Here is a 25,084-nt window from a genome sequence, read left to right as displayed (position 1 = left end):
GAAATGCCGCCGGTCGACGGCGGCATTTCTGAAATCCGTGCCAAAAATGGAGCGGGATTCTTTCGTGGACGCGGGCCTATGTCAATACGCCCCGCGTCCACGGATATCAGCCCTGCGAGACGCTTAGGCCTTGAGCCTAAAGCCTTTTTTGAAGACCCAGTAGCAAAGGCTCCACAGAACCACATTGATGGCCACCAGCACGACAACGCCGGTGGCGATAGACCCGTCAGCATGACCGGTGAACCCATAGCGGAAGCCGTCAATCATGTAGAAAAACGGGTTGTAGCTGCTGATAACGCGCGCGATCTCCGGCAGACGCTCCACGGAGTAAAACGTGCCGGACAGGAAGGCCAGCGGCGTAATGATGAAGTTGGTCACCGCCTGCATATGGTCGAACTTCTCCGCCCAGACGCCCGCAAGGACACCCATGAGCGCCAGTGCGAGGGACGAGGCCAAGACAAAGAAGACGACGGCCCACAGATGTGAAATGCCCATGGGGGCAATGAGCGAGATCACCAGCGCAGAGGCAATGGCCACAACCACGCCGCGTGTCATGCCGCCCAGAGCGAAGGCCACGTTCAGCTCGCCGGGGGAGAGTGGCGGCATCAGGAAATCCACTGTGCTGCCCTGCACCTTGGAGACCAGAATGGATGATGAGGTATTGGCGAAGGCATTCTGAATGACCGTCATCATGATGAGGCCCGGACCCAAAAACGCCAGGTAGGGCACGCCCGCCACCACCGTGTCCGCTCGGCCCATGGCCACTGCAAACACTGCAAAGAACAGAAGCGCTGTTACCACCGGACCGGCGACGGTCTGGGTGAACACCTTCATGAAGCGACGAACTTCCTTGAGATAAAGCGTCCAGAGACCAAGCCAGTTGACTGATCCAAAACGTCGGACGCCGGGCTCAAAGTGTGTTTCTGTCATTCGTTCCCCCTGAACTGCCGCAAAGCGGCTGCTGGTGGCGCAATGGCAGACCCCTGCGCCAAAAACCAGCTGTCTTTATGTGATGTGACCCTTGGTGCGGGAGGTATGCCCCTGCGGGACCTCGCGCAAGGCCTTTATCCACAGCCGACGCCCTCGCGAAGCGTTAGAATCAATATATTGTGGATAACCCCCTATAAAACCACAACATCTCTTGCCGCCGAGTCGGGCCATATAGTAGGTTAACTCAAGGTTAACACGAGATGTTGTGGTTTACACCCAAAGTGACCGCTCATCTGCGATTTGTAGGGGGAAAATGCGATGACGTGGACCGATGAGCGCGTTGAACAGCTCAAGCAGATGTGGCTCGACGGGCTGAGTGCCAGTCAGATTGCAGCCCGGCTTGGCGGCGTCACTCGTAATGCCGTGATTGGTAAAGTGCACCGTCTGGGCCTGTCAGGCCGTGGTGCACCCACCCGCGTCACCCGTCGCCGCCCTGCAGCGCCGCGCGCGCCGCGTGCAGCGTCAACGGCAGCGCCCCGGCGTGAAACGGCCAGTAAGAAGACAGCCGTTGCTCCGGCGCCAGAACCCGAAGAGCTAGAAGTCATCAGCGACCCTGATGCCCAGGCAAACCTTCTGGAGCTCACCGAACAGACCTGCAAGTGGCCAAATGGTGATCCGGGCGACGAAAGCTTCCACTTCTGCGGGCAGCGTTCTGCACCCGGCCTGCCCTATTGCGCAGCCCACGCCAAGAAGGCCTATCAGCCACTTCCTTCCCGTCGGGAACGCAAGGATCGTCCACGGCAGTTTCCAAACCGCATGATCGGTTAAGGCCGGACACAAGTTTTCACGTCTTTTCCAAGAAGACGGCTTCAACAAAAAGGCGGACCGCCAAACGGTCCGCCTTTTTCGTTTTCGCGCCTGACGTTTCTGCTAATCGCGGAAGTGTTCATCCAAAGCGTAGCCGGCAGAACGCACAGTACGGATGGGATCCTGCTCGCCAGGATTGTTCAGGGCTTTGCGCAACCGACCGACATGCACATCCACGGTGCGGGCTTCCACATAGACGTCTGACCCCCAAACCGCATCCAGCAGCTGCTCGCGGCTGAACACACGACCGGGATGCTGGATCAGGTGATCAAGCAGGCGGAATTCGGTTGGCCCGAGATGAATTTCCCGCTCGCCTCGCCGCACACGGTGGGATGACCGATCAACCGCCACATCGCCGAAGGTCACAATGTCGTCTGTCAGGGCTGGCCGAATACGGCGCAGGACTGCCCGGACGCGGGCGAGAAGCTCGGTCATGGAAAAGGGCTTGGTGATGTAGTCGTCAGCGCCCGTATCCAGCCCGCGAACACGATCCGCTTCTTCGCCGCGTGCGGTCAGCATGATGATAGGAATGTTGCGTGTTTCGCTGCGCCCCCGAAAGCGACGGCAGAGCTCAATGCCTGAGACCTGCGGCAGCATCCAGTCCAGCAGGACCAAATCAGGCTGCTGCTCATCCACAATCATCGTGGCTTCTTCGCCGTCAGCTGTGGTTGAGACCCTGTAACCCTCTTTTTCAAGATTGTATTGCAGCAGGGTCGTCAGTGCGTCTTCGTCTTCAACGATGAGCACGAGGGGTTGCGTTTTCATTGGTCTTGCCCCGGACATTGCTTTTGCAGCTGATGGCGCGGTCGAGAGTTGCATCATGACTGCGGTGGTGTTTCTGCGTCAGCTGGGAATTCCATGTTTGTGACACTGGTCGTGTCACCCTTTGGCCGGTTCTCTCCAAGCGCTTCACCGGTCACAAGGAACTGAATGGTTTCTGCGATGTTGGTGGAATGGTCGCCGATACGTTCAAGGTTCTTGGCGACAAACAGAAGATGGGTGCACAGGGAAATCGTGCGCGGATCTTCCATCATGTAGGTGAGCAGCTCCCGGAAGAGGGAGTTGTACATCTCGTCAATCTCTTCGTCGCGCCGCCAGACGACCATGGCACGCTCATTGTCGCGCTGGGCGTAGGCATCAAGCACTTCCTTGAGCTGATTGAGGACCTGACGGCCCATGCGCTCAAGCCCCTGCATGGCACGACCCGGACTTGCCTGATCCACAGCCAGCGCGCGCTTTGAAATGTTCTTGGCCAAATCACCAATGCGCTCAAGGTCCGATGAGATCTTGATGGCGGAGACTGTTTCGCGCAGATCAATCGCCATTGGCTGGCGCAGAGCAATCAGGCGCAGCGCCTGCGCTTCAATGTCCACCTCAAGAGCATCAATCTGCTTGTCAGATGCAACGGTCTGTTCCGCCAGCGCGCGGTCGCGGCGGGTAATCGCTTCAATGGAGTCGGCCAGCTGCTTTTCAGCAAGGCCGCCCATGCGTGCGAGGCTTTCGTTGATACTATCGAGAGCCTCTTCAAAGGACGTAACGATATGCTCTTGCACTTGGGGTCTCTCCCGATTGGGCCTTAGCCCGGTGTGGCATTCAGCCTGACGGCCCAACTATGCGGACCTTGCTGAACAGTCTAGGTGCATCGGCCGACTAACCAAAACGACCGGTAATATAGTCCTGTGTCCGCTCATCGCGCGGGTTGGTGAAAATCTGTTCCGTATCGCCTTCTTCCACCAGAATGCCCAGGTGGAAGAACGCCGTGCGCTGGGACACGCGTGCCGCCTGCTGCATGGAATGGGTCACGATGGCGATGGTGTAATTGTCCTTGAGCTCATCGATCAGCTCTTCGATGCGGGCTGTCGCGATCGGGTCAAGAGCAGAGCATGGCTCATCCATGAGGATCACTTCCGGTGACACAGCAATGGCACGGGCAATGCACAGCCGCTGCTGCTGGCCACCAGACAGGCCCGTGCCAGGTTCGGCCAGACGATCTTTGACCTCTTCCCAAAGGCCAGCGCGCCGAAGCGACACTTCAACGATTTCATCCATCTCATTCTTTGTGGCTGCAATGCCGTGGATGCGCGGGCCATAGGAAATGTTGTCGTAGATGGATTTGGGGAACGGGTTTGGCTTCTGAAACACCATGCCGATGCGAGCGCGGATTTCCACCACGTCCACATTCGGGTCGTAGATGTTTTCCTCGTCCAGCTTGATAGACCCTGTGATACGCGCAATATCGATCACATCGTTCATGCGATTGAGACAGCGCAAATAGGTGGACTTGCCACAGCCGGACGGGCCGATGAGGGACGTGACCTGGTTCTTGCGGATGTCCAAGCTGACATCGAACAGGGCCTGCTTCTCACCGTAGAAGACATTGACGTCGCGCGTTTCCATCTTCACCGGCGCGTTGGTCGCAGCCGGCTCAGTGGTCGGGGCTTCAGAGATATTCTCGGCAACTGACATTGAGATAGTCCTCTATGCGTTTGTATGCGCGTTACGGTCGTGTCGTCTACCAGCGGCGCTCAAAGCGGCGGCGAAGTAGAACAGCAAGTGCGTTCATCATGATCAGGAAGGTGAGCAGCACCATGATGGCGGCACTGGTTTTTGCCACAAAGGCGCGTTCGGGGCTGTCAGCCCAAATGTAAATCTGCACAGGCAGCACTGTCGCGGGGTCGGTAAATCCGCCCGGCACGTCCACAATGAAGGCCACCATGCCGATCATCAGGAGCGGCGCTGTTTCACCCAGCGCCTGCGCCATGCCGATGATTGTGCCGGTCAGAATGCCGGGCATTGCCAGCGGCAATACGTGATGGGTGATGACCTGCACTTTGGAGGCACCGATGCCAAGCGCTGCTTCGCGAATGGAAGGCGGCACTGCCTTGAGAGCGGCGCGGGTCGCAATAATGATCGTCGGAAGCGTCATGAGCGCAAGCACCATGCCGCCGACGAGCGGCGCGGAGCGCGGCAATCCGAAGAAGTTCAGGAACATTGCAAGGCCCAGAAGACCGAACACGATCGAGGGAACAGCGGCCAGGTTGTTGATGTTGACTTCGATCAGATCCGTAATGCGGTTTTGCGGCGCAAACTCTTCCAGATAGATCGCGGCCAGCACGCCGATTGGGAATGACAGCATCAGAGTAATAATCAGCGTCAGGAACGAGCCGACAACTGCGCCCCATAGACCAGCCTGCTCAGGTGCACGACTGTCACCCTTGGTGAACAACACATCTGCAAACGTGTTTTCAACGGCCCCGTCTTTCTGCAGCTCGCGCAACCAGGTGGCTGTCTGGTCGTTGACCTGACGGCCGCGTTCCGGCGTTACATAGGTGACGACTGTCCATTCGCCCGCAGCGGCGGGTGCTGTGGTCTCAAGCGGAATAAACGCCTTGCCTATCACCCGGTCATTGGCAACTTGCTGGGCTTTCACCACACCGCCATTGATTTCAACAAGGACGCTGGGCATGGCCACCGTCAGGTCAAGGGTGCCGCCTGCTGATCCTGCCACGTCAAGCAGTTGCTCTGCCTGGCTGTTGAATGCTTCCAGCTTGCGAATGCGCTTGGCGATATCCGTCTCAAGCGCTGCAACGCGCGCCTCAAGGCTTTCGCGTTCGGCACCAACCGACTGGTCGACACGCACGCGCAGGGCAGCAAGGTCGTTTTCTGTTACGGCGATGCCGCGCGTTTCACGGCGGGCACTTTCCAGCGTCTTGTTGGCTTCTGCCTCCAGCTCGACTTTGACCGAGGCCAGCACGTCAGCGAATACGTCTGTTGAAGCGACAAGTGTGACAGCATCACCGTCCTGGGACGGCAGAAGATCTGTATCCGGATTGGTTTCAACAATGTCCGTCATCTGGCCTTTGAGGAAAGTGTCCATGCTGTCGGATACCGACACCTGAACTTCCTGTGTGGTGCCAATGACCGATGGATCAGCCTCGACAAATTCCTTCAATGTGATGTCCGCGCCGCCAGACAGCACCGAGGCCAGCTGCCGCTTGTCGCGTCGCGCGGTTACATTGGGAAAACGGTCATAGAGCGCCCGGCGTGCGAGGGCCTGATAGTTGGCCGCTCCCAGGTTGTCCGGGTCAATCTCGTCGGCACTCAGCTCCACATTGAGGGTGGTCTTGTACTGAGTAAACGCGGGCAGACCCTGCCACACGATAGAGCCGATGAGCCACACGAGCACACCAACCGCAATGAAGATGGCCGTCAGGCCATAAGCCTGAAAGCGTCGTTCAGCAGCGTAGCGCCGACGCACACGCGCGGGAGAAAGGTCCGGCTTGCGGTCGACGACAGATCCAGGAGATGAGGTGGCGTCAGTCATACTTTTCCCGGTACTTGCGAACGATGCTGAGCGCGAAGACGTTCAGGCAGAGCGTGATGAAGAAGAGAACAAGACCCAGCGCAAAGGCTGCCAGTGTCTTGGCGCTGTCAAATTCCTGGTCACCCACGAGCAGCGTCACAATCTGCACGGTGACGGTGGTCACAGCTTCAAGCGGGTTCGCCGTCAGGTTGGCCGCCAAGCCTGCAGCCATGACCACAATCATGGTTTCACCGATGGCGCGGGAGACGGCCAGCAGAACGGCGCCCACAATGCCCGGCAATGCGGCGGGCACGACCACCTGCTTGATTGTTTCAGACTTGGTGGCGCCCAGAGCAAATGACCCGTCGCGCAGGGTTTGCGGCACAGCGTTCATCACGTCATCAGAAAGGGATGATACGAAGGGGATGATCATGACACCCATGACCATGCCTGCAGCAAGCGCACTTTCTGATGACACATCAAGGCCGATCGACTCGCCAAAGCCGCGAAAGAGCGGCGCCACAGTGAGGGCCGCGAAAAAGCCGTACACCACGGTCGGGACGCCAGCGAGTACCTCAAGAATTGGCTTTGCGACCGACCGGAATTTTGGGCCGGCATATTCAGACATGTAGATGGCTGAGAACAATCCAACCGGCACCGCCACGCACATGGCGATGATGGTGATGAGGAATGTACCAGCGAAAATCGGAATAGCACCAAAGGCGCCTGAGGACCCCACTTGCTCGGCGCGGATGGCTGTCTGCGGGCTCCACTGAAGGCCGAAAAGGAACTCAACCCAGGAGACGCGGGCAAAGAAGCGGCTGGCCTCAAATATGAGCGAGGCAACAATGCCGATGGTCGTGAAGATGGCGATTGTTGATGCGACAACCATGACGACCCGGACGACACGCTCGACACGGTTACGAGCCCGCAGGTCTTTTTCGATGTGGCTGCGCGCGTAACCAATACCGAGGATGGCTATCGACAGCGCCACAACGATGAGCGCCATGTTGCTGATCCAAAGCGCTGCAGAATATCCATCCGCGGCCGCCTGAAGGGCAGGATCAACCTCGCGGCTGACAATGTTGCCGGTCGCAAGGTTCTTGATGTCGGTGATAAGGAGGCTCAGCTCTGGAGCGGTGAGTGCGGCAACGGTTGAGTCCGGCAGATTTGCCCGCAGGATCATGTCCGCGACCTGTGGCTCCAGCACTAGCCACAGCGCGAGAAGGACAAGGGCGGGGATGCCGCACCAAACGGCAACATAGGCGCCGTGATAGCTGGGAAGCGAATGAAGAGACACCAGTTCGCCGCCTGCAACAGCGGTCGCCTTGCTGCGGCCCAACAGGTACCCGATGTAACTCAGGACCAGAATAACAAGGATTAGGGTGGTCGCGCTCATGCGGTTACTCGTTCGTTGTCAGGTGCCGTCCTGCTTCATGTCCTGGTGGACTGAAGCACTGAGCGGTCTGACTTGCCCCCTGTAGTCCGGATTGCCCCAAAAGCGCGGATCCGGCGCTCATCGCTGCACCAGGTGGCGCAACGAAAAGCACGAAAATTCAAAAAGATAGAATCGGCACGACAGGCGTAGAGAATATCAAACTTATGGCTTGAGTGCCGTTGGGGCGGCAATCCGTCCGGATCGCCGCCCCGCCAGCCGTTTGACTACATGGTCAGTGGTGTCAGTGCCAATGCACCTTCACGCATTGCTTCGCGGTCAGCGTCCGGAAGCGGGATCAGACCCTTGTCGATGGCATAACCTTCTGGGCCAACAGCCTTTTCAGCAACGAATTCGGCAACGAATTCCTTGATGCCTGGAACCACACCGACGTGCTCGTTCTTCACGTAGAAGAAGAGTGAGCGGGAGACGGGGTAGTCGCCAGAAGCGATTGATTCAAAGGTCGGCTCGTTGCCTTCAACGATTGAACCGTGAACCTTGTCGCGGTTTTCTTCGAGGAAAGAGAAACCGAAGATGCCCAGAGCGTTCGGGTTGGCTTCGAGCTTCTGAACGATCAGGTTGTCGTTTTCGCCGGCTTCAACGAACTTGCCGTCTTCGCGCATGGTGTCGGAGATGGCACGGAATGCCTTCTTGTCTTCGCCGCGCAGTGTGTTGAGCTGGTCGAACTTGCGAGCGCCCTTGCGCATCACGAGCTCAACGAATGCGTCACGCGTACCGGAGGTCGGGGGCGGGCCCAGAACTTCGATTTCAACGTCCGGCAGAGACGGGTCAATGTCTGACCATGTGTTGTTGGGGTTATCAACAAGCTCGCCTTCAGCATTTGGAACCTGCTTGGCAAGCGCCAGGAACAGCTGCTGACGTGTCAGTTCGTATGTTGGTGCAGAGTTGGAGTTTGCGAGCACGATGCCATCGTAACCGATTTTGACTTCGGTGATGGTGATGCCGGCTGCTGTGCACTTTTCAAATTCGCTGGACTTGATGCGACGTGACGCATTGGTGACGTCCGGGTGCTCAAGGCCAACGCCTGAGCAGAACAGCTTCATGCCGCCGCCTGAACCAGTTGATTCAACAACCGGTGTCTTGAATTCGGTCGTCTTACCGAACTGCTCGGCCACGAGGGTCGAGAACGGGAAAACCGTCGACGAACCGACGATCTGGATCTGGTCGCGTGCCTGGGCAGCGCCTGCGAATGCGATCGACGCAACCGCTGCAGCAGCGATGGTCATTTTGCGATAGTTCATGATTTCTCCAATCCGGTTGGAAATCTTCTAAGACCGCTCCCCTAAGACGCCCCCTTGGCGACCCGGCAACGATCCTGAGACAACAAAAAGTGTGTGACCGCTTCCGTCTGAAAAAACGCCAGACGCGCGCGCCGCTATGGGTGACACCATCCCAAGCCGACCGTCTCAGCGGGTCGGTTGCCGCGGAAATTAGGCCGGACCGACGACTGATTTATTACGCCCAGATGACGGTTCAGTGACAGCATCAGCCTGTGCGGAAACGGCTGATTTCAGAGCTTTTTGAGGTATTTTCTTCGTATTTGGGCGGTTGCGATTTTCAATATCCGCACATAGTGCATGGTCTTATGTGACATTGCCTGTCACATTCGCCGGTGACCGCGCCACGACCGATGCCAGAATCGATTTCTGATCCACCGGCAGGAACACCCTAAAGGTCGAGCCGACACCCAGCTCGCTGTCGATAGACAGGGAGCCCATGTGCCGATTGACGATGTGTTTGACGATCGCAAGGCCAAGCCCGGTGCCACCGCGACGGCGACTCTGCTCCACATTCACCCGGTAGAACCGTTCCGTCAGACGCGGAATGTGCTCGCGCTCAATGCCGTGTCCAAAGTCGCGCACAGTCATGACGATGCTGCCAGGCAAAGGGTCAGCACTGGAAGTGTCGTCACTTCCCTGGGGCCGGTCGCGCCGCAGCGAGACTTCAACGCGGCCGCCGGACCCACCATATTTGAATGCATTGGCCAGCAGGTTCTGACAGACCTGAACCAGCTCATCGCGATCGCCGAGGGGCTGGGGCAGGTCATCCTCGATATCGATGCTGATGGTGACCCCTTCTTTTTCAGCAAGAGGGGACAGCATGTCTGCGGTGTCGCGAATGATGGAACCAAGGTCTACGCGATCGCTCGGGCGCACATGCTCATTGAGTTCAATGCGGCTGAGCGACAGCAGATCATTGATGAGACGGCCCATGCGCTCCGCCTGCTCCTGCATAATGCCGAGGAACTTGTCGCGGGCGTCAGGGTCATCACGGGCGGGGCCCTGCAAGGTTTCCACAAAGCCGGACATGGACGCCAGAGGCGTGCGCAGTTCGTGGCTGGCATTGGCCACAAAATCCGCCCGCATCTGCTCGGCTCGCTTGAGGGTCGTCAGGTCGTGCAGCAGTATCAGCACATTGCGCTGGCGCTCTTTTGCATTGTCGGCGGCGGCCGCAATAACCGGCGCGATAAATGCGTGGTAGTGGCGCTCAATAGGAACTGGCTGCGCATATTCCACAACCTGTGCTGCTTCACCCTCCACCACATGCGCCACCGCTTCGAGAACCTCCGGCACGCGCATGACGGTGGAGATGTGACGGCGCGCTGCCCCCTGCCCCACAATATTTGTGGCCGCGCGGTTGTGCAGGATGATACGACCCGAGCGATCCAGCAGAATGATCGGGTCCGGCAGACGCTCAATAATGGCGACACCGGTTTCAGGTGTAAGCGGAAACTCAGACCGGGTTGATACTGGTCGGGTCATGGGCATTTCGGCGCGCCGCACCGTCTGGCTGGCACGCGGCGCAAATTTCAACCATGCCGCTGCCAAGGCTGCGATAGCTGCTGCCAGCAACACCGCGGCGTCCATGGCCATGACATCCCAAAAGCCTGCGAACAGCACGAACCCCATGCCGCCCGCTGCAACAACAGCAATGTCGAGGGTACGCAGCTTGACCAGGTCTTCAGAGGCAGCCGGACGCAGACCGCGGCGCAGCGGGTCAGTAGAATGCGTCAGGTCATCACGCTCGTCGGCCATTGGTTCTCCAGGGGAGACAGGACACCAGAATCATACAGGAGCCTCAGGTACCAAAGTCCCAGCTACCACCTGCCTTGTAATGTTTGAAGACATTTTTGGCGATCAGGATTCGATGCACTTCATCAGGGCCATCGGCCAGTCGCAGGGTACGGGCCCCGGTGTACATGCCTGCAAGCGGCGTATCGCCGGAGACACCAAGGGCACCATGCACCTGAATGGCGCGGTCAACCACACGCTCGAAGGCCGCTGGCACAAACACTTTGATGGCCGAGATATCCGTGCGGGCATCACCGCCTTCGTCCATGACGCGGGCACAGTTGATGGTCATCAGGCGTGCTGCCTGAATGTCCATATAGCTATCCGCTATAAAGCCCTGAACGAACTGCTTGGTCTCAAGTGTGCCGCCATGCACTTCGCGGCTCATGGCGCGGGTCACCATCATGTCGAAGGCGCGCCACATGGCGCCGATGGAATTCATGCAATGGAAGACGCGCCCCGCGCCCAGCCGGTCCTGGGCGGCAGCGTGCCCTGAGCCGACGCGGCCCAGCGCATTTTCCACAGGCACCCGAACATCCGTATACGTTATTTCACAATGGTCACCGTGGGTGTGTCCCCAAACAGGAACAGAACGCACGATTTCAAGACCCGGCGAGTCCATTGGCACGATGATCTGCACCATGGTGTCGCTCGGCTTGCCGGCTTCCGCCTCTTCGCGTGCGGTGCGGCACATGACGATGGCAAAGTCTGCCCGGCGCGCGTTTGACGTGTACCATTTGTGGCCGTTGATGACCCACTCGTCTCCGTCGCGGACGGCGCGCGTTTGGATGGAACGGGGGTCAGAGCCTGCATTGTCTGGCTCGGTCATGGAGAAGCAGCTTTCCATCTCTCCGGAGATCAACGGTTCGAGCCATTTCTTCTTCTGCTCTTCGGTGCCGTATTTCAGCAGCACTTTCTGGTTGCCGGAATTGGGCGCCACGACGCCGAACAGGCGCGCTGAAAAGGGCGACCAGGCCATGACTTCATTCATGTAGGCGTGGGCGAGGAAGCCGACACCCATGCCGCCATATTCCACTGGCAGATGCGGTGCCCACAGCCCCTGGTCTTTCACGTGTTCCTTGATCTCAGCCCGGACAGGTTCGGCATCCTTGCCGCCTTTAAAGAGGATTGGTTCGGCGGGAATGATCTTGTCATTGACGATCTTGGCCGCACGCAGCCGGATGTCATTGACCTCGTCTGCAAGACCGGGAATTGGAGCGATTTCCATAGGCTTTACCTTCCTGAAGCAGCGTTTTTCTTGTTCGGGCATAAGGATAAGCAGGCGTCAGGCATTGCGCCAGCTTGGCGCTATCGGGCATAACATCGCCAACATTACTGACAAAAAGTCATAATCAGGCCCCAGGAAACTCCAGATGACCCAGATTGCAGGCAAAACCATTTTCATCACCGGCTGTGCATCCGGCATCGGCCGCGGCCTCGTGAAGCACGCCATCCAGCATGGCGCCAAGCGGGTGATCGCGACGGATGTGGATTCTGCGGGTCTTGGCAAAACGGCAGAGGAGGCCTCGAAGCTGGGGTCCGGCGAAATCGAAACCCACATTCTGGATGTCTCCGACAAGGACGCGGTGTACGCGCTGGCGGATAGCATTCAGGCGGACCATGGCGGCGCGGACATTGTGATCAACAATGCAGGCGTGGCGCTGTTCGCTGAAGTGAACGAGATGACCTATCAGGACTTTGAGTGGGTCATGGACATTGATTTCTGGGGCATGGTGTACGGCACCAAGGCGTTTTTGCCCCGGATGATCGAGCGCGGCTCGGGGCACATCGTCAATGTGTCGTCGATCTTCGGCATGATCGCGGTGCCGGGCAACTCGGCCTATCACGCTGCCAAGTTCGCCATTCGCGGCTTTACCGAAAGCCTGCGCACGGAAATGGTGCGCAACGAGACCGGCGTGGAAATCGCCAGCGTTCACCCCGGCGGCATCAAAACCAATGTGGCGCGCAATGCACGGCTGGCCCAGAACGAAGAGCTGCTGGCCCGCAAGGACGAAATTGCCAAGGGCTTTGACGAGTTTGCCCGCACCACACCGGAAGAAGCCGCGCGGGTCATTTTTACCGGCATTGAAAAGAACAACCCACGTATCCTGATTGGCGGCGATGCGCGCTTTATGGATCGCATCCAGCGCCTGCTGCCAATCAAGTATCACAAGGTGCTTGGCCGCCTGATGGGCGGGCAGGAAGAAGAAGCGTCCTAACGCCCAGGCAGGCATTGGCATCAAGGCTGATTGGGCGGTATAACGCCGCCCATGACGCACAGCACCAACAAGTCCAAGACGGACAAGAAACAGATGCCTAAGCCGCTCGTTCTCCCGGCCGGAGACAAGCTGCTGCTGCATTCGTGCTGCGCGCCGTGCTCAGGTGATGTGATGAACGAGATTGAGCGTTCGGGCATCGAATATACGATCCTGTTCTACAATCCGAACATTCATCCGCGTAAGGAATATGACCTCCGCAAGGAGGAGAACATGCGCTACGCGGAGAAGCTCGGCGTGCCGTTCATCGACCTTGATTATGACAAGGACAACTGGTTCGAACGGATCAAAGGATTTGAGAACGAGCCCGAGCGTGGCCACAGGTGCACGCTGTGTTTCGACATGCGGTTTGAACGTACAGCGCTTTACGCCTACGAGCATGGCTTTGGCACCATCTGCTCCACGCTGGGCACATCGCGCTGGAAGGACTTCAACCAGATCAACGGCTCCGGTGAGCGTGCGGCCTCGCGCTACCCGGACATGGCCTACTGGACCCATAACTGGCGCAAGGGCGGCGGCAGCCAGCGGATGCTGGAAGTGTCCAAGGATGAAGAATTCTATCAGCAGGAATATTGCGGCTGCGTTTATTCTCTGCGCGATACGAACAAGCACCGCATGGATCAGGGCCGTCCGCCGATCCGCCACGGCATCAAGTACTACGGCAAGCCTGAGACCGATTATGAGGCTCAGGCGCTGGCGGCCAAAGAAGCTGAGACAGATACCGACGCCTAGGCCACGGCCTCTACGCGATCAAGTTCCTTTGTCAGGGTCTTGCGGGCCTTTGCTTCAAAATCCGGATCAAGCCACGGGCTGAACAGGTCAAACATCTGGACAGCGCCGCGGGCCATGTCATCGCGCACCAGTTCGCTTTCGGCCTTTTCCACTTTTCGAAAACTGATCCAGGCGCTCCAAAGCAGCCAGGTGTTGAGCGCGATGGATTTTCTGAGGCGGGCTGCCTGGGCACGGGCCTTTGGCAGCAAAGCTGTGCCCTGTTTTTCCAGCACGACCACAATGGCTTCCAGCGCGGCCAGGCTCCAGCTTTGGAACTCCTTGTGGCGGGCGGCGAGTTTTTCGTCCGCTGTGAGGAGATCCGTCTGGCTTGCGAAAAAGAAACGGTAGGCCCAGGCGATCTCCATGGCGTTGAGATAAAACTCAGCAAACCGCTCCGGGGAGATGTGGTCAATGTCCCTTACCAGGCTGTCGCGGAAAGCGGTTTCAAACCGCTCATAGATCTCCGCCACGATCTCTTCGCGGCTTTTGAAGTGATAGTAGAGATTGCCAGGGCTAATGCTGAGAGCTTCGGCAATGCGCGTTGTTCCGGTGGCTGACGTGCCCTCGCGGTTCATCAGCTGGCGCGCGCCCTCAATTATTTTTTCCCGGTTTCCGGCCATTTTCGCAGTCCCACTCACGCCACACTTGACACTCACCTTGTTTTAGAGGAAAACCTCTAAATTAGATGAATTACTCTAATTGTCGCCGGTCACAGTAGCAGGCGCAAGAGGAAGGAACGGGAAATGGACAAGATCGTGCAAGACGAAACGTCACATGAGGCCGAGCCTGAAGGTCGCATTAGGGGTGTGCGCAAACTGAAGTTCAGCTTTCCCATCGAGCAGGGCGCCCACTGGAACAAGAAGCGGCCCGAGTTCAGCCAGATCGTCAACGCGGCGTCGCTGGCCATGCCTTACCTGGAGCCCTACCTGATCCGCACAATGGCAAAAGCGCGCCCGCTGGTTGATGACCCTGCCCTCGTCAAGGAGCTGAACGGCTACGTGGCGCAGGAAACAACCCACTACCGCCAGCACAAGATGTTCAACGATACGGTGGCTGCCTGTGGGTATGAGAGCGTGGCGCCCTTTGAAGAGGTGCTGAAGCGCGACTATGCAAGCTTCGGTGAGAAGCGCTCCCTCAAGTTCAACATGGCCTACGCGGAAGGTTTTGAATCCATGGCGCTGGCCATCGGCCACATGCTGGTGGAAGACCGCGAACATCTTTTTGGTGATGCGGACCCTGCAGTGTCTTCGCTGGTGCTGTGGCATTTCGTAGAAGAGATCGAGCACAAGGAAGCAACGTTCGACGTATTCCATGCCATCGGAGGCGGGTACTTCTGGCGCGTTTATGGGCTGCTGTTTGCGACGGCACACATCATGTACCGCATCGGCCAGGGCTATCGCGCCCTGCTGAAGGAAGATGGGTTGTGGCGCAACTGGCGCTCACGCTGGCAACTGGCTAAAGACCTTGGCCGCATCTTCCGCATCCTCACGCCCAAGATGCTGCGCATTCTCAAGCCCTCCTATCACCCCAGCAAGGTGGCTGATCCTGACTGGGTGAAGGCGTGGTGGGACCTGTATGGCGCACATCCGGTGACCATGGGCGAACAGCTTGGCAAGCTCGACACGACCCGGCTCGAGGAACCAGAGCCGGCACTCATCGCTGCATAAAGACGGCGCTTTACCAAAGGGGAGAACACGGATCGATGGCTGATACAACGTACACAGACAGTGTGGAGCGAAGCGTGATGACCGAGAGGCGGCGCGCTTTGCTTTTTTTCAACGGGTTTGGGCTTTTTGCCGTCGCCTGCCTTTTTGGGTGGGTCTGGTTCTTCCATCTGCTGGGCGAGATCGTTCTCTGGCCGCTGCCGATCCAGATTGAAGTGGACATTCCCGGCGACTCCCGAGCTTTCCGCATGGGGCACATGGAGGCCATCACACAGGGCCTGATGCTGATGGGGCTTGGTTTTGGCGGGCGCTATCTGCGGCTGACCGACAGGATGCAGACGGTTTTGCTGTGGTCATCCCTGATCACTGCATGGCTGTTCACGCTGCCTGCGATGGCCAACACTTTCTTTGGCACACGCGGCCTGGCGTTTGGCGGCGGCCCGTTCAAGCAGAGCCTGGCCAATGACGTGATCTACCTGTTCGGCTGGCCGCCGGTCATGGCCGTACACATCATGCTGGCCGTGATCGCCATTGGTGCACTGGCGTACCTCAAAGAGACGAAAAACGCCTAGGCGATCATCTCGCGCAGCACGTTTTCCGTTGCTTCATCGGCCGGCAGGAATGTCTCGATAGAGAGTTCTGCCAGGCCGATGTCGGCAGCGGTTCCAAGACTTCCAATGATTGACGTGAAGCGCATGTCCACATCGCCCAGACGCATGTGAAGGGGGATGATGAGCGGCACTGCATTGTCGGCCCGGCGCGGCGGCTTCCAGCCCTTGGGCAGCATCTCCATCATCATTTTGAGCACGGTGTCATCGCCTGCGTGGTCTGCTTCCCGGCGCACGCGTTTGAGCACGTCGGATACGACTTCATCCCAGTTGACGATCGCGTCGCGCATGGGACCGGGCTGGAGCATCAGCTCGAACATGGTTTTGTCCGCACTGTCATCGCCAGCAAGGCTCATGAGCAATCCGCCACCTGCATTCGTCATCAGCACGCGCCAGTGGCGGTCCAGCACCAGAGCTGGAAACGGCTCGGTGCTCTTGAGAACAGTTTCAAGCACCTGGCGGATGTAACTTGCGTCTGGTGCCTCCAGCGCGGTTTCGCGGTAGGCAGGCGCAAAGCCCGCTGACAGAAGCAGCGGGTTGCGGGCACGCAGGGGAATGTCCAAGGCGTCAGCCAACGTGTCCACCATCTGGCGGCTGGGTTTGGCGCGGCCGGACTCCAGAAACGACACATGGCGGGATGATACGTCCGCCCGTACGCTCAATTGCAACTGGCTGAGACCACGAATGCGGCGCCAGAGACGCAGATGATCGCCAAAAGTCTCAGGTTCTGTGCCCTCCAAGCTGGCGGGATTGGCAATCAGGTCATTCATTGTGGATCTCCAGAGACGGGCGAACAGGTTGGTCTGGCTTTCATATTAGGAGGCACCAATCAGCTTACACTTACCTTCCAGGTAAGGTGCAAAGCGGGTTGAAAGCATGGGTCCAATCCCCCAAATGACATCCTGATTGTCAATTGGGGACGGAAAACGTGAGCAAACGCTTCGCTTTTGGTGTGACAAGAAGGGGTTTGAGCCTGTCCGCCTTGCTTGCTGCCGCTGTGGCCGGGCTCACAGTCACATCCGCTTTTGCCGCGCCGCAACGAGTATGGATCGACACGGACGCTGCCTGCGGTGCAGTAGGCCGCGTGGACCCGGACGACTGCTTCGCCATCGCCGCCCTTGCGCGCAATACGGATATCGAGATTGTCGGGGTCTCGACCGTGTTCGGCAATGCCGACATTGAGACGACAGATACGATATCGCGCGCACTGGCTTTTGAAATCGCGCGGGAGACGGGCCAGCTCCTGGAGGTGTATCGCGGCGCTGGGACACCCTTCTCTCCCAGTGTTGTACGTGAGACAGACGCCACTCAGGCACTTGCGCGGGCGCTGGAAGAAGGACCATTGACGCTTGTTGCCCTGGGGCCGCTGACCAATCTCGCGGACCTCTTCAGCGCGCGGCCAGACCTTGTCGACAACGTAACCAATGCGGTTGCCGTCATGGGCAAGCGTGAAGGACATGCGTTTCACCCAGCAGAGGGAGCGACCGGGGGTGTGCTGTTCGGGCACGGCCCGCTCTTTCGGGATTTCAATCTATGCGAAGACACCGAAGCTGCGCGCCTGCTGGCAACTCTTGATGTCGCGGTGACGCTCCTGCCCTACGAACTTGCGCGCCAGGTGGAGATTACGTCTCAAGACCTTGCGGCCCTGGCCGCATCTACAGGTGCTGTTTCATGGGTAGCCGAACGATCGACGGCATGGCTGGCCTTTTGGCAAAGGGACGTGGGGCGGGATGGGTTTTATCCGTTTGATCTGCTTGCAGCAGAATACCTCGCAACACCAGACAGGTTTGACTGCGCCCTTGAGCCTGCACGCATTGCAACAGACAGAAAGAGCTATGGGGCCTTGATGCCTCAAACAGGGTTGCTCGTTGGTGATGCGCAGGCAGCTGCAACCTACAACGTCACTTATTGTACGAGATATCTGGGTGGCACTCTTTCACTTCTTGACGGGCTGGCCGCGACGCCCGACCACTCGCCGCTTTAAAAAACCTCTGCATACGGCCAGTATGGGTCTCAACTGCTTCGCGTGTTTTTGAGGATCATATGAGCTGGCAACCATCACAGGATGCAGACTGCAACGGCAACACCGGGTGTGCACCGATACGTGCGGTCATCACGCCAAAGCCAAAGGACATCGGTGGCTTTGAGGTGCGCCGGGTATTGCCGTCTATTGAGGCGCGTTCCATCGGCCCATTTGTGTTCTTTGACCATATGGGACCGGCAACGCTGCCTGCCGGACAAGGCATCGACGTACGGCCGCATCCCCATATCGGCCTATCAACCCTGACCTGGCTGTTTGATGGCTCCTTGATGCACCGTGACAGCGTCGGTGCCGTGCAGGAAATCAAGCCGGGGGAAGTCAACTGGATGACGGCCGGGTCCGGCATTGTGCACTCGGAGCGTTCGCCGGATCATTTTCGTGACAGCGACGCGCGCATTGAAGGCATTCAAACCTGGCATGCATTGCCTGCCGAGGATGAAGAAATTGATCCAACATTTGAGCACTACCCTATGGAAGACATTCCGGTGGTGGACCATGGCGGCGTGCGCGTGGCGCTGATCGCCGGTGGAGCCTTCGGCATGGTGTCACCGATGAAGGTCTATTCAGAAACACTGTATGCGGATGTTCGCATGCAACCCGGAACGCAGTTTGGTGTTCCTGTCGGGGTGGAAGAGCGCGCCCTTTATGTTGTGGACGGAGAAATAGAGGTGGCAGGCGATACATTTGGAAAAATGCAGATGCTGGTGCTCGACCAACATGTGACCCCGGCCATAACTTCGCCACACGGCGCCCATCTGATGTTGATTGGTGGCGCTCCCATTGGTCCGCGCAAACTATGGTGGAACCTGGTGTCCACACGGCCTGAGCGTATTGAGCAGGCCAAGCAGGACTGGCAGGAGGGCCGCTTTGCAAAGGTGCCCGGCGAAGATGAATTCATTCCGCTTCCGGAGAAATAAGAATATGAAAAATCTCACTTTCCTTGGTGCCTTGTTGTGTGCGGCGTTCGCGTTTGCCGCGCCGTCACAGGCGCAGGACTTCAACTCAGCCCCCGTGCCCAACAGCATCACCACCAAATATGGTGAGACGCGTGCTTACTTCCGGGACTGGCTGGCCGTCTGCAAACCAGGCGAGGACGCCTGCCGCGCCGTCGGCTACGCCGGCAAGGTTGGCCATGTGGGCGACTACCAGTTTTATGTCCGCTCCGGCATGGTTGGACTGGATTACCAGATGCAATTCGTTCCCATCGCCGTGATGGCGGATACATCCATGCCGATGGAGATCATCATAGACGATGAGTCGCTGGGCAATTTTGAGTTCGGTGCCGATGACGGCTACTACCGCGAGGGCAATGTGGTGAATGAATTCACCTTCGGCCAGTCGCGTAGCAACCTCGACATGCTTCCTGCGATGCAGGCCGGCTCTACAATGGCTGTGCGGTTTACGGACGAGAATGGTGAGACCGGCAATGTGCAGTTCTCGCTCTTTGGCCTGACCAATGCGCTTCGCTGGATGGATGCTTACCGCCAGAGCGACTAGCTGTCGCGCCGCTGCCGCAGGCTTAAGGCTGTCAGTCCAAGGACGAGGATGGACAGGATTACCGACAGGATGGCGTTTCCGTTCCATCCTGCCAGGTCGTACGCGATGGTTCCTGCCCAACTGAAGATGCCGCCACCTGCAAACATGATGACGATATAGATCGTCATTAGGCGGGTGCGGATTTCAGGGTCGAGACTGAGAAACGTCATGCGGCCGGACACGTCGATGGCGGGGCCGACCAGGTTCATCAAGATGATCGGGATCATCAACAGCCACAGGCTATGTCCGAAGAACGGCAAGGTCACAACGGCTACGAGCTGACCTATGGCCAGCACGAAGCGGGCTTTGGTGGCACCCACCTGATCTGCCCATTTCCCAAGGCGTGCGGTCGTCACCAGACTGATGGCGGAGAAAACCGCAAGATAGCCAACCACGTCCACGCCGTAGCCCATTTGGGGGCTGGTGAGATGAAGGCCAAGGCCCATCCATACCGCCAGAAAGATGCCAAAGCTCAACGCCTGGATCACGCCGGACAACAGGACCTTTGGGTGGTTGGCAATGATAGGGAAAATCGACAGGATCAGATGGGCGTAGCTTTGGCTCGGTGCCGTCTCGCCGTCCCGGGGCTCCATGATGAATGGCAACAAGATCGAGACAAGCAACATGAGACCTGCAGCTGCGTAATAGACCGAGCGCCAGCCAAACTGCTCCGCCAGAATGCCACCGCCAGCACGTGCCACCAGAATGCCCGCAATAATGCCTGTGGTGAGAATCGCTGTTGCGTGACCAAGCTCACCGGGGGCCACACGACGCGAGACATAGGCGGGCAAAAGATAGGGGGCGATGGTGAAGAAGCCCAACAAGGCCGAGCTGGCAACAAACAGCTCGAAGTCTTGAGCAAATGCCATTCCGGCTATGGCAAAAAACTGCGCAGCCACAAAGATGGATGTCAGGCGCTTGTTGCTGACACGGTCACCCAAAGGCAGCAGGAAGAAGATGCCCAATGCCAGTGCAATCTGGTTGAAGGCAGGCACGGCTCCAATGATGGAAGCGCTGACGCCAAAGTCTTCCGCTACGACGGCGATGATGGGGTGAACATAATAGGCATTGGCGGTGACAACGGCACTTGCCAGCGCGAGCAGGTACAAACGTGATCTGCTCAGGGTGTGTCCATGCTGGCTGTCGTTCGACGTCATTCAAGCTCCGCCCGTTTCTGCGCTGGGCACAGCCAGCACTGGTGAGGCAGCGTCATACGCCGCCCGCCGCACCATTACCAGACTGAGAGATTGCAATAGAACTTCAGGTCGCCATCTCCAAGCTCTACCGTTGCTTGATCAGGAACTCGTCCACATTGAGTGTTGCCCGTTCTGCCGCAAACCGCCGGGCATCATATGGATAGAGCGTCCCGATGCGCTCTGCGCCACCCTCACCAAGATACCAACTGTTACAGCCAGACGCCCAAACGGTGTCTTTGAGGTCTGCCTGGAACTGCGCATCCTGCGCTGCAACGACTTCTTCAGTGGGCTCAATCGTCTTGTCGCGACCGGCAAGTTCGATTGCCTGGACGATGTAGTTGACCTGCGCTTCGACCATGAACACAACTGAGTTGGTGGCAACACCCGTGTTGGGGCCCGTCACCCAGTAGAGATTTGGAAACCCGGGGACACACGCACCATTGAGCGTGTCGGGACCATTGATCCAGCGCGTCGCCAAATTGTGCCCGCCCTCTCCCAACACTTCCAGCTCGACGGCATGACCCGCAAGGTCAAAGCCTGTGGCCATGATGATCACATCGGCCTCGATCCGTTCACCATTGCTGGCGATGACAGCGTTCTCTTCGATACGTTCAACACCACTGGCGACAAGGTCCACATGCGGCAGTGTCAGGGTCTCGTAAAAATTGTCTGACAGCAGAATGCGTTTGCAGCCCAACTCATAGTCTGGCGTCAGCTTGGCACGCATATCCGGGTCTTTGATGATGCCGCGCATGTGGCCGAGAATTTCATCGGTCCGGCGGGCGGCGACCTCAGAGTCACGCTTGATGATGGGAACGTTTTCCGCTTCCAAAAAATCAAAGATGTCCTGCCGCAGCTTTGCCCGCGTTTCAGGCTTGTCGCGGAATTGCGCCTTGTCTTTGTCGGAAAATACTATGTCACCGCGTCGCGCGATGTAATTTGGTGTGCGCTGCATGACAGTGACATGAGTGGCGACTTTCGCAATCTCCGGGATCACCTGAATCGCGCTGGCGGCACTGCCGATGACGATCACACGTTTTCCATCCAGATCCACGTCATGGTTCCAGGTCGCCGTATGGAAGTATGGGCCCTCGAATGTTTCCAGACCGGCAAAGTCCGGGATCATCGGCTTGTGCAGGCCACCTGACCCATTGATGACGTGATGTGCCTGCATGGTCTCGCCTGAATGAAGCTCGACGTTCCAGATGTGCGCATCATCAAGGCGCAGGGTTTTGACCTTTTCGTTGAACCGCACCAGAGGCGTAATGCCATATTTGTCCGCACAATGACGGATATAGGCGTGGATCTCGGGCTGCGGTGAGAACAGCCGCGACCATTCCGGGTTTGGTTCAAACGAGTAGCAATATAGCGGCGACGGCACATCGCAAGCGGCGCCTGGATAGGTGTTCTCCCGCCATGTGCCACCCACCCCGTCGCCTTTTTCAATCAAGGCAATGTTGTTGATGCCCTTTTCACGCAGCTTGATGGCGGCGCACAGGCCGGAAAATCCTGAGCCGATGATGACAGCATCCAGAACCTTGGACACGGGTTCGGTCTTCGCGGCACTCACGACGCTTCTCCCCGAAAGGCCTTGACCCGCGGATTGGCCGCGCAGGCGGCGTAGTCGGCCTGTATCATGTCGCGGCGTGCATCAATTGCGACGCCCATGTCGGGATCGGTGAAGATGTAGAGCCGATTGTCACGGATGGCATCCAATGTCACCCCACCAACAATATCCGCGGGCATGCCGCCTTCGACAAAGGCCGTCATGGCTTCAAGGCCTGCGGAATCATCATACGTCTTGCCCGAGGGGCGACCGAGATGGGCGTTGTGGATATTGGTGCGTACAAAGCCGGGACACAGAACGCTGACACCAATCTTGTCAGCCTCAAGTTCAAGACGCTGGCTTTCCGACAGACCGACAACAGCAAACTTTGTGGCGCAATAAGGTGACAGACCGGGGCTGGCCCAATGGCCAGCCATGGACGCCACGTTGACGATATGGCCGCCGCCGCGTGCCTTGAGAAGCGGTGTGAAAATCTCGGTGCCGTGAACGACACCCATCAGATTGACATCGATGATCCAGCGCCAGTCCTTGAGAGGGATGGTCCCGGTCTCACCGCCAAGGCTGACGCCTGCATTGTTGACGAGGATGTCGACACCGCCGAGTTCGGCAAGAGCCTTGTCGGCAGCAGCACGCATGGCGCTTTCGTCAGCGACGTCGCAGGTGGTGCCAAAAGCTGTCACGCCTTTTGCGGTGAGTGCTTTGACCGCATCATCGACCTTTGCCTGATCAAGGTCTGCAATCATCACCTGGGCGCCTTCTTCACCAAGTGCTCTGGCGATCTCAAATCCGATGCCGGAGGCACCGCCCGTTATGAAAGCTGCTTTGCCATCTATCTGCATTTTTTGATGCTCCGTTTGATCTGTTTCGGACGTGGCTGTTTCAATAGGCGCACTTGTTCCATGGCTGACCAATTTATGGAATAAGGTAAGAAATACTTACCGGTGAAAGTGCGAATTGGCGGATTTCCATGGATTCCTTCAATGACTATCGACAGCTGCTGGCCCTTGAGGACGCTGGAAACTTCCGCAAGGCGGCGGACCGGCTGGGTATTTCGCACTCGGCGCTTAGTCAAACGGTCTCAAAGATGGAGAAGCGGCTTGGCGTTTCCCTGTTCGTCCGGACAAAGCTGGCGACGGTCCCCACAAGCTACGGACAGCGGCTGATGGATGCGGCCCGTCTGGCGATTGGCGAGGTGGGCGAGGCTGAGCGGGAAATCAGCCTGATGCGCAACCTGGAAGCAGGTCGCCTGATCATCGGGTCGGACCCCAATGTGAGTGAAAGCCTGCTGGCCCCTGCCCTTAGTCAATTGATGCGGGAGTACCCCAAACTTCATTTCTCTGTACGTGCCCACAATTGGGTCACGATGGTGGAAGAACTGCGTGCTCGGCGCATTGATCTCTATCTCGGCCTGGCCCCGGACAGGCGAGAGAGTGATTTCGTATATGCGGACCTGTCTTTTCTGCCCCCTGTTGTGACCTGCCGTGCATCACATCCGCTGCTGTGCAATCCGGCCACTGACGCGACCGACTGGACGGAATATCCAATCATTGGTGGGGAGGCGCCTGACTGGTTTCTGTCTGCCCTGCAGCAAAAGTACCCCGAGCGGTTCAGGTCGATTGAAGCCCTGCGGTCTACTTTCATGATTGCGCAGGATCTTGGACTTGTTCGCCAGATGCTGCTGGCAACAGATGCGCTGGCCATGATGCCGCTGCCAGTCATCGAAGAGGATTTGCGGGCCGGTCAACTGGCGATGCTGCCACCGGCCAGCTCGCCCTTTGCCGAAACCATTCCTGGCGTTATTGCTTCTCTTGCCGGACGCCCCCTGCCCCCGGCTGCTGCAAAACTGAGCCGCCTAGTGCAGGAAACCCTGGCGCTCGACCAGCGTATTGGCTGAAGGACCATCCGTATGCTGAGATACATCTCCCTAACTCTTGCCGCCATGTTGGCAGTTCTGATTGGAGTTTTCTGGATGGTCTATGCCCCTCTGCCCGACAGCCCGGCGCGCGCTGCTGTTGGCTATGCCTATCAGACCGAACGGGATGGCCGGGCGATTGAATACTTCGTCAATGGCGAGGGGCCGTTAGTGGTTTTGATGGCCAGCGCCGGGCGCGAAGTAAGCGACTTCAATGAACTGGTGGCAACTCTGGTGGCCAGTGGATATCGAACCATCGCCATTGAAGCACCGGGCATTGGCGGGTCTGCCTTGCCAGACGAGCCCATGAGCCTGCGCGACCTTGCGACAGACATCGATACAGTTCTTGCCAAAGAAAGTGTGACAGATCCTGTGGTCGTGCTCGGCCATGCCTTTGGCAACCGCGTGGTGCGCGCTTTTTCCCATGATCATGCACCACGGGTGCGGGCAGCCATATTGATTGCCGCCGGAGGCCAGAAGCCTGTGCCTGTTGAGGCGAGCAAGGCCCTGAGAGCGGCATTTGATCCGACGGTTCCCGCGAACGTGCGCGAAGAGAACATCCGCATGGCGTTTTTTGCAGGCGACAATCCCATACCGGACTACTGGAACGTCGGTTGGTACCGGCACACGGCCACTTTGCAGGGCAAATCGTGGCAGCAGATGGGCGACGAGCCATGGCAGGCGGCAGGTGGTGTGCCCATTCTTGTGGTGCAGGCGGACAGCGACACCGTGGCACCCAAGGAGGACGCGTCCGACGCCCTGGCTGAAGAGTTTGCCGGGCGCGTTGAGGTTGCGCTCATTGAGGACGCAGGACACGCGCTGCTTCCAGAGCAGCCGGACGCGATAGCGCAAGCGATCCTGCGATATCTCGACCAGCTGAACTAGG

The 25,084-nt window shown here is 58.2% G+C and carries 23 protein-coding genes and 2 pseudogenes; 10 read left to right on the top strand and 15 right to left on the bottom strand.

Features of this window, described 5'->3' with window-relative positions; translation table 11 throughout:
• Positions 1-123: 123 nt before the first annotated feature.
• Entirely contained in the window at positions 124-930 is an 807-nt protein-coding gene (locus tag ABXH05_RS09335) for an ABC transporter permease (RefSeq protein WP_348137028.1), read from the bottom strand.
• Between the two features lie 318 nt (positions 931-1,248).
• On the opposite strand from ABXH05_RS09335, the gene ABXH05_RS09330 reads away from it, so the two are divergent.
• On the top strand, positions 1,249-1,758 hold the full coding sequence (locus ABXH05_RS09330) for a GcrA family cell cycle regulator (RefSeq protein WP_043948238.1): 510 nt from the start codon (positions 1,249-1,251) through the stop codon (positions 1,756-1,758).
• A gap of 102 nt (positions 1,759-1,860) precedes the next feature.
• Here ABXH05_RS09330 and phoB read toward each other — a convergent pair whose 3' ends face one another.
• The 9 genes and pseudogenes from phoB to ABXH05_RS09285 all read right to left on the bottom strand — a co-directional run bounded on the left by phoB (position 1,861) and on the right by ABXH05_RS09285 (position 11,855).
• Positions 1,861-2,562: a phosphate regulon transcriptional regulator PhoB gene (phoB, locus tag ABXH05_RS09325; RefSeq protein ID WP_043948237.1), complete on the bottom strand. Its 702-nt coding sequence runs from the start codon at positions 2,560-2,562 to the stop codon at positions 1,861-1,863.
• Positions 2,563-2,615: 53 nt separating this feature from the next.
• The gene (phoU, locus tag ABXH05_RS09320) at positions 2,616-3,350 is read right to left on the bottom strand and encodes a phosphate signaling complex protein PhoU (RefSeq protein ID WP_348137026.1); all 735 of its coding nucleotides are present in this window, start codon (positions 3,348-3,350) and stop codon (positions 2,616-2,618) included.
• 97 nt (positions 3,351-3,447) lie between these two features.
• Positions 3,448-4,263, bottom strand: a complete 816-nt coding sequence (pstB, locus tag ABXH05_RS09315; protein ID WP_502947727.1) for a phosphate ABC transporter ATP-binding protein PstB — start codon at positions 4,261-4,263, stop codon at positions 3,448-3,450.
• A gap of 46 nt (positions 4,264-4,309) precedes the next feature.
• Positions 4,310-5,212 (bottom strand): annotated as a pseudogene (gene pstA / locus ABXH05_RS09310) (phosphate ABC transporter permease PstA); the annotation flags it as partial.
• A 441-nt stretch (positions 5,213-5,653) separates the two neighbouring features.
• Positions 5,654-6,121 (bottom strand): annotated as a pseudogene (locus ABXH05_RS09305) (DUF3333 domain-containing protein); the annotation flags it as partial.
• Positions 6,114-7,499 (bottom strand): phosphate ABC transporter permease subunit PstC, encoded by a 1,386-nt coding sequence (pstC, locus tag ABXH05_RS09300; RefSeq protein WP_353560761.1) that lies wholly within the window; start codon positions 7,497-7,499, stop codon positions 6,114-6,116. The pseudogene ABXH05_RS09305 and the gene pstC, both read right to left, overlap by 8 nt.
• A 263-nt stretch (positions 7,500-7,762) precedes the next feature.
• Entirely contained in the window at positions 7,763-8,797 is a 1,035-nt protein-coding gene (locus ABXH05_RS09295; protein ID WP_348137022.1) for a substrate-binding domain-containing protein, read from the bottom strand.
• 342 nt (positions 8,798-9,139) lie between these two features.
• Positions 9,140-10,591: an ATP-binding protein gene (locus tag ABXH05_RS09290; protein WP_353560760.1), complete on the bottom strand. Its 1,452-nt coding sequence runs from the start codon at positions 10,589-10,591 to the stop codon at positions 9,140-9,142.
• 43 nt (positions 10,592-10,634) lie between these two features.
• Positions 10,635-11,855 (bottom strand): acyl-CoA dehydrogenase family protein, encoded by a 1,221-nt coding sequence (locus ABXH05_RS09285; protein ID WP_353560759.1) that lies wholly within the window; start codon positions 11,853-11,855, stop codon positions 10,635-10,637.
• 145 nt (positions 11,856-12,000) lie between these two features.
• Here ABXH05_RS09285 and ABXH05_RS09280 point away from each other — a divergent pair, with 145 nt between their 5' ends.
• Both ABXH05_RS09280 and ABXH05_RS09275 read left to right on the top strand, forming a co-directional pair.
• Positions 12,001-12,846: an SDR family NAD(P)-dependent oxidoreductase gene (locus ABXH05_RS09280; RefSeq protein ID WP_348137014.1), complete on the top strand. Its 846-nt coding sequence runs from the start codon at positions 12,001-12,003 to the stop codon at positions 12,844-12,846.
• 51 nt (positions 12,847-12,897) lie between these two features.
• A complete protein-coding gene (locus ABXH05_RS09275) occupies positions 12,898-13,635 on the top strand; it encodes an epoxyqueuosine reductase QueH (protein WP_353560758.1) in 738 nt (245 codons plus the stop codon).
• Here ABXH05_RS09275 and ABXH05_RS09270 read toward each other — a convergent pair.
• A complete protein-coding gene (locus tag ABXH05_RS09270) occupies positions 13,632-14,294 on the bottom strand; it encodes a TetR/AcrR family transcriptional regulator (protein WP_353560757.1) in 663 nt (220 codons plus the stop codon). The genes ABXH05_RS09275 and ABXH05_RS09270 overlap by 4 nt on opposite strands.
• Before the next feature lie 123 nt (positions 14,295-14,417).
• Here ABXH05_RS09270 and ABXH05_RS09265 point away from each other — a divergent pair, with 123 nt between their 5' ends.
• Both ABXH05_RS09265 and ABXH05_RS09260 read left to right on the top strand, forming a co-directional pair.
• Positions 14,418-15,341 carry a metal-dependent hydrolase gene (locus ABXH05_RS09265; protein WP_348137008.1) on the top strand — a complete coding sequence of 308 codons (924 nt, stop codon included), beginning with the start codon at positions 14,418-14,420 and terminating at the stop codon, positions 15,339-15,341.
• Positions 15,342-15,376: 35 nt separating this feature from the next.
• Positions 15,377-15,910: a styrene oxide isomerase gene (locus ABXH05_RS09260; RefSeq protein WP_197538326.1), complete on the top strand. Its 534-nt coding sequence runs from the start codon at positions 15,377-15,379 to the stop codon at positions 15,908-15,910.
• On the opposite strand, the gene ABXH05_RS09255 is transcribed toward ABXH05_RS09260, so the two are convergent.
• Positions 15,907-16,716 (bottom strand): helix-turn-helix domain-containing protein, encoded by an 810-nt coding sequence (locus ABXH05_RS09255; RefSeq protein ID WP_353560756.1) that lies wholly within the window; start codon positions 16,714-16,716, stop codon positions 15,907-15,909. The two genes, ABXH05_RS09260 and ABXH05_RS09255, sit on opposite strands and share 4 nt — an antisense overlap.
• Positions 16,717-16,913: 197 nt before the next feature.
• Here ABXH05_RS09255 and ABXH05_RS09250 point away from each other — a divergent pair, with 197 nt between their 5' ends.
• The 3 genes from ABXH05_RS09250 to ABXH05_RS09240 are packed head-to-tail and all read left to right on the top strand — an operon-like array spanning position 16,914 to position 19,484.
• Positions 16,914-17,930 (top strand): nucleoside hydrolase, encoded by a 1,017-nt coding sequence (locus ABXH05_RS09250; protein WP_353560755.1) that lies wholly within the window; start codon positions 16,914-16,916, stop codon positions 17,928-17,930.
• A 59-nt stretch (positions 17,931-17,989) separates the two neighbouring features.
• Complete coding sequence (locus tag ABXH05_RS09245) at positions 17,990-18,904, top strand: pirin family protein (protein WP_353560754.1); 915 nt, start codon at positions 17,990-17,992, stop codon at positions 18,902-18,904.
• A 4-nt stretch (positions 18,905-18,908) separates the two neighbouring features.
• On the top strand, positions 18,909-19,484 hold the full coding sequence (locus ABXH05_RS09240) for a hypothetical protein (RefSeq protein ID WP_353560753.1): 576 nt from the start codon (positions 18,909-18,911) through the stop codon (positions 19,482-19,484).
• Here the strand turns inward: ABXH05_RS09240 and ABXH05_RS09235 are convergent.
• The 3 genes from ABXH05_RS09235 to ABXH05_RS09225 form a co-directional block, all read right to left on the bottom strand.
• A complete protein-coding gene (locus tag ABXH05_RS09235; protein WP_353560752.1) occupies positions 19,481-20,680 on the bottom strand; it encodes an MFS transporter in 1,200 nt (399 codons plus the stop codon). The two genes, ABXH05_RS09240 and ABXH05_RS09235, sit on opposite strands and share 4 nt — an antisense overlap.
• A gap of 124 nt (positions 20,681-20,804) precedes the next feature.
• Complete coding sequence (locus ABXH05_RS09230) at positions 20,805-22,289, bottom strand: flavin-containing monooxygenase (RefSeq protein ID WP_353560751.1); 1,485 nt, start codon at positions 22,287-22,289, stop codon at positions 20,805-20,807.
• The gene (locus ABXH05_RS09225; RefSeq protein WP_353560750.1) at positions 22,286-23,125 is read right to left on the bottom strand and encodes an SDR family NAD(P)-dependent oxidoreductase; all 840 of its coding nucleotides are present in this window, start codon (positions 23,123-23,125) and stop codon (positions 22,286-22,288) included. Before ABXH05_RS09225 ends, ABXH05_RS09230 begins: the two co-directional genes overlap by 4 nt.
• 128 nt (positions 23,126-23,253) lie before the next feature.
• Between ABXH05_RS09225 and ABXH05_RS09220 the strand changes: the two genes are divergently transcribed.
• Positions 23,254-24,180, top strand: coding sequence for a LysR family transcriptional regulator (locus tag ABXH05_RS09220; protein ID WP_353560749.1), 927 nt, complete (start codon positions 23,254-23,256; stop codon positions 24,178-24,180).
• 12 nt (positions 24,181-24,192) lie between these two features.
• Positions 24,193-25,083, top strand: a complete 891-nt coding sequence (locus ABXH05_RS09215; protein WP_353560748.1) for an alpha/beta fold hydrolase — start codon at positions 24,193-24,195, stop codon at positions 25,081-25,083.
• The last annotated feature ends 1 nt before the right edge of the window (position 25,084 follow it).

The organism is Pyruvatibacter sp. HU-CL02332 (assembly GCF_040362765.1).
In the GTDB taxonomy this organism is placed as follows: Bacteria; Pseudomonadota; Alphaproteobacteria; order CGMCC-115125; family CGMCC-115125; genus Pyruvatibacter.
The sequence above is the reverse complement of the archived record's forward strand: the minus strand, read 5'-3'. Positions and strand labels throughout refer to the sequence as shown.

Coding starts and splice junctions, on each gene's coding strand:
- ABXH05_RS09220 (WP_353560749.1), top strand. CDS start 23,254: ATGGATTCCTTCAATGACTATCGACAGCTGCTGGCCCTTGAGGACGCT.
- ABXH05_RS09240 (WP_353560753.1), top strand. CDS start 18,909: ATGAAAAATCTCACTTTCCTTGGTGCCTTGTTGTGTGCGGCGTTCGCG.
- ABXH05_RS09270 (WP_353560757.1), bottom strand. CDS start 14,294: ATGGCCGGAAACCGGGAAAAAATAATTGAGGGCGCGCGCCAGCTGATG.
- ABXH05_RS09330 (WP_043948238.1), top strand. CDS start 1,249: ATGACGTGGACCGATGAGCGCGTTGAACAGCTCAAGCAGATGTGGCTC.
- ABXH05_RS09280 (WP_348137014.1), top strand. CDS start 12,001: ATGACCCAGATTGCAGGCAAAACCATTTTCATCACCGGCTGTGCATCC.
- ABXH05_RS09335 (WP_348137028.1), bottom strand. CDS start 930: ATGACAGAAACACACTTTGAGCCCGGCGTCCGACGTTTTGGATCAGTC.
- ABXH05_RS09235 (WP_353560752.1), bottom strand. CDS start 20,680: ATGACGTCGAACGACAGCCAGCATGGACACACCCTGAGCAGATCACGT.
- ABXH05_RS09255 (WP_353560756.1), bottom strand. CDS start 16,716: ATGAATGACCTGATTGCCAATCCCGCCAGCTTGGAGGGCACAGAACCT.
- ABXH05_RS09265 (WP_348137008.1), top strand. CDS start 14,418: ATGGACAAGATCGTGCAAGACGAAACGTCACATGAGGCCGAGCCTGAA.
- ABXH05_RS09245 (WP_353560754.1), top strand. CDS start 17,990: ATGAGCTGGCAACCATCACAGGATGCAGACTGCAACGGCAACACCGGG.
- ABXH05_RS09260 (WP_197538326.1), top strand. CDS start 15,377: ATGGCTGATACAACGTACACAGACAGTGTGGAGCGAAGCGTGATGACC.
- ABXH05_RS09290 (WP_353560760.1), bottom strand. CDS start 10,591: ATGGCCGACGAGCGTGATGACCTGACGCATTCTACTGACCCGCTGCGC.
- pstB (WP_502947727.1), bottom strand. CDS start 4,263: ATGTCAGTTGCCGAGAATATCTCTGAAGCCCCGACCACTGAGCCGGCT.
- ABXH05_RS09295 (WP_348137022.1), bottom strand. CDS start 8,797: ATGAACTATCGCAAAATGACCATCGCTGCTGCAGCGGTTGCGTCGATC.
- ABXH05_RS09225 (WP_353560750.1), bottom strand. CDS start 23,125: ATGCAGATAGATGGCAAAGCAGCTTTCATAACGGGCGGTGCCTCCGGC.
- ABXH05_RS09275 (WP_353560758.1), top strand. CDS start 12,898: ATGACGCACAGCACCAACAAGTCCAAGACGGACAAGAAACAGATGCCT.
- pstC (WP_353560761.1), bottom strand. CDS start 7,499: ATGAGCGCGACCACCCTAATCCTTGTTATTCTGGTCCTGAGTTACATC.
- phoB (WP_043948237.1), bottom strand. CDS start 2,562: ATGAAAACGCAACCCCTCGTGCTCATCGTTGAAGACGAAGACGCACTG.
- ABXH05_RS09215 (WP_353560748.1), top strand. CDS start 24,193: ATGCTGAGATACATCTCCCTAACTCTTGCCGCCATGTTGGCAGTTCTG.
- ABXH05_RS09285 (WP_353560759.1), bottom strand. CDS start 11,855: ATGGAAATCGCTCCAATTCCCGGTCTTGCAGACGAGGTCAATGACATC.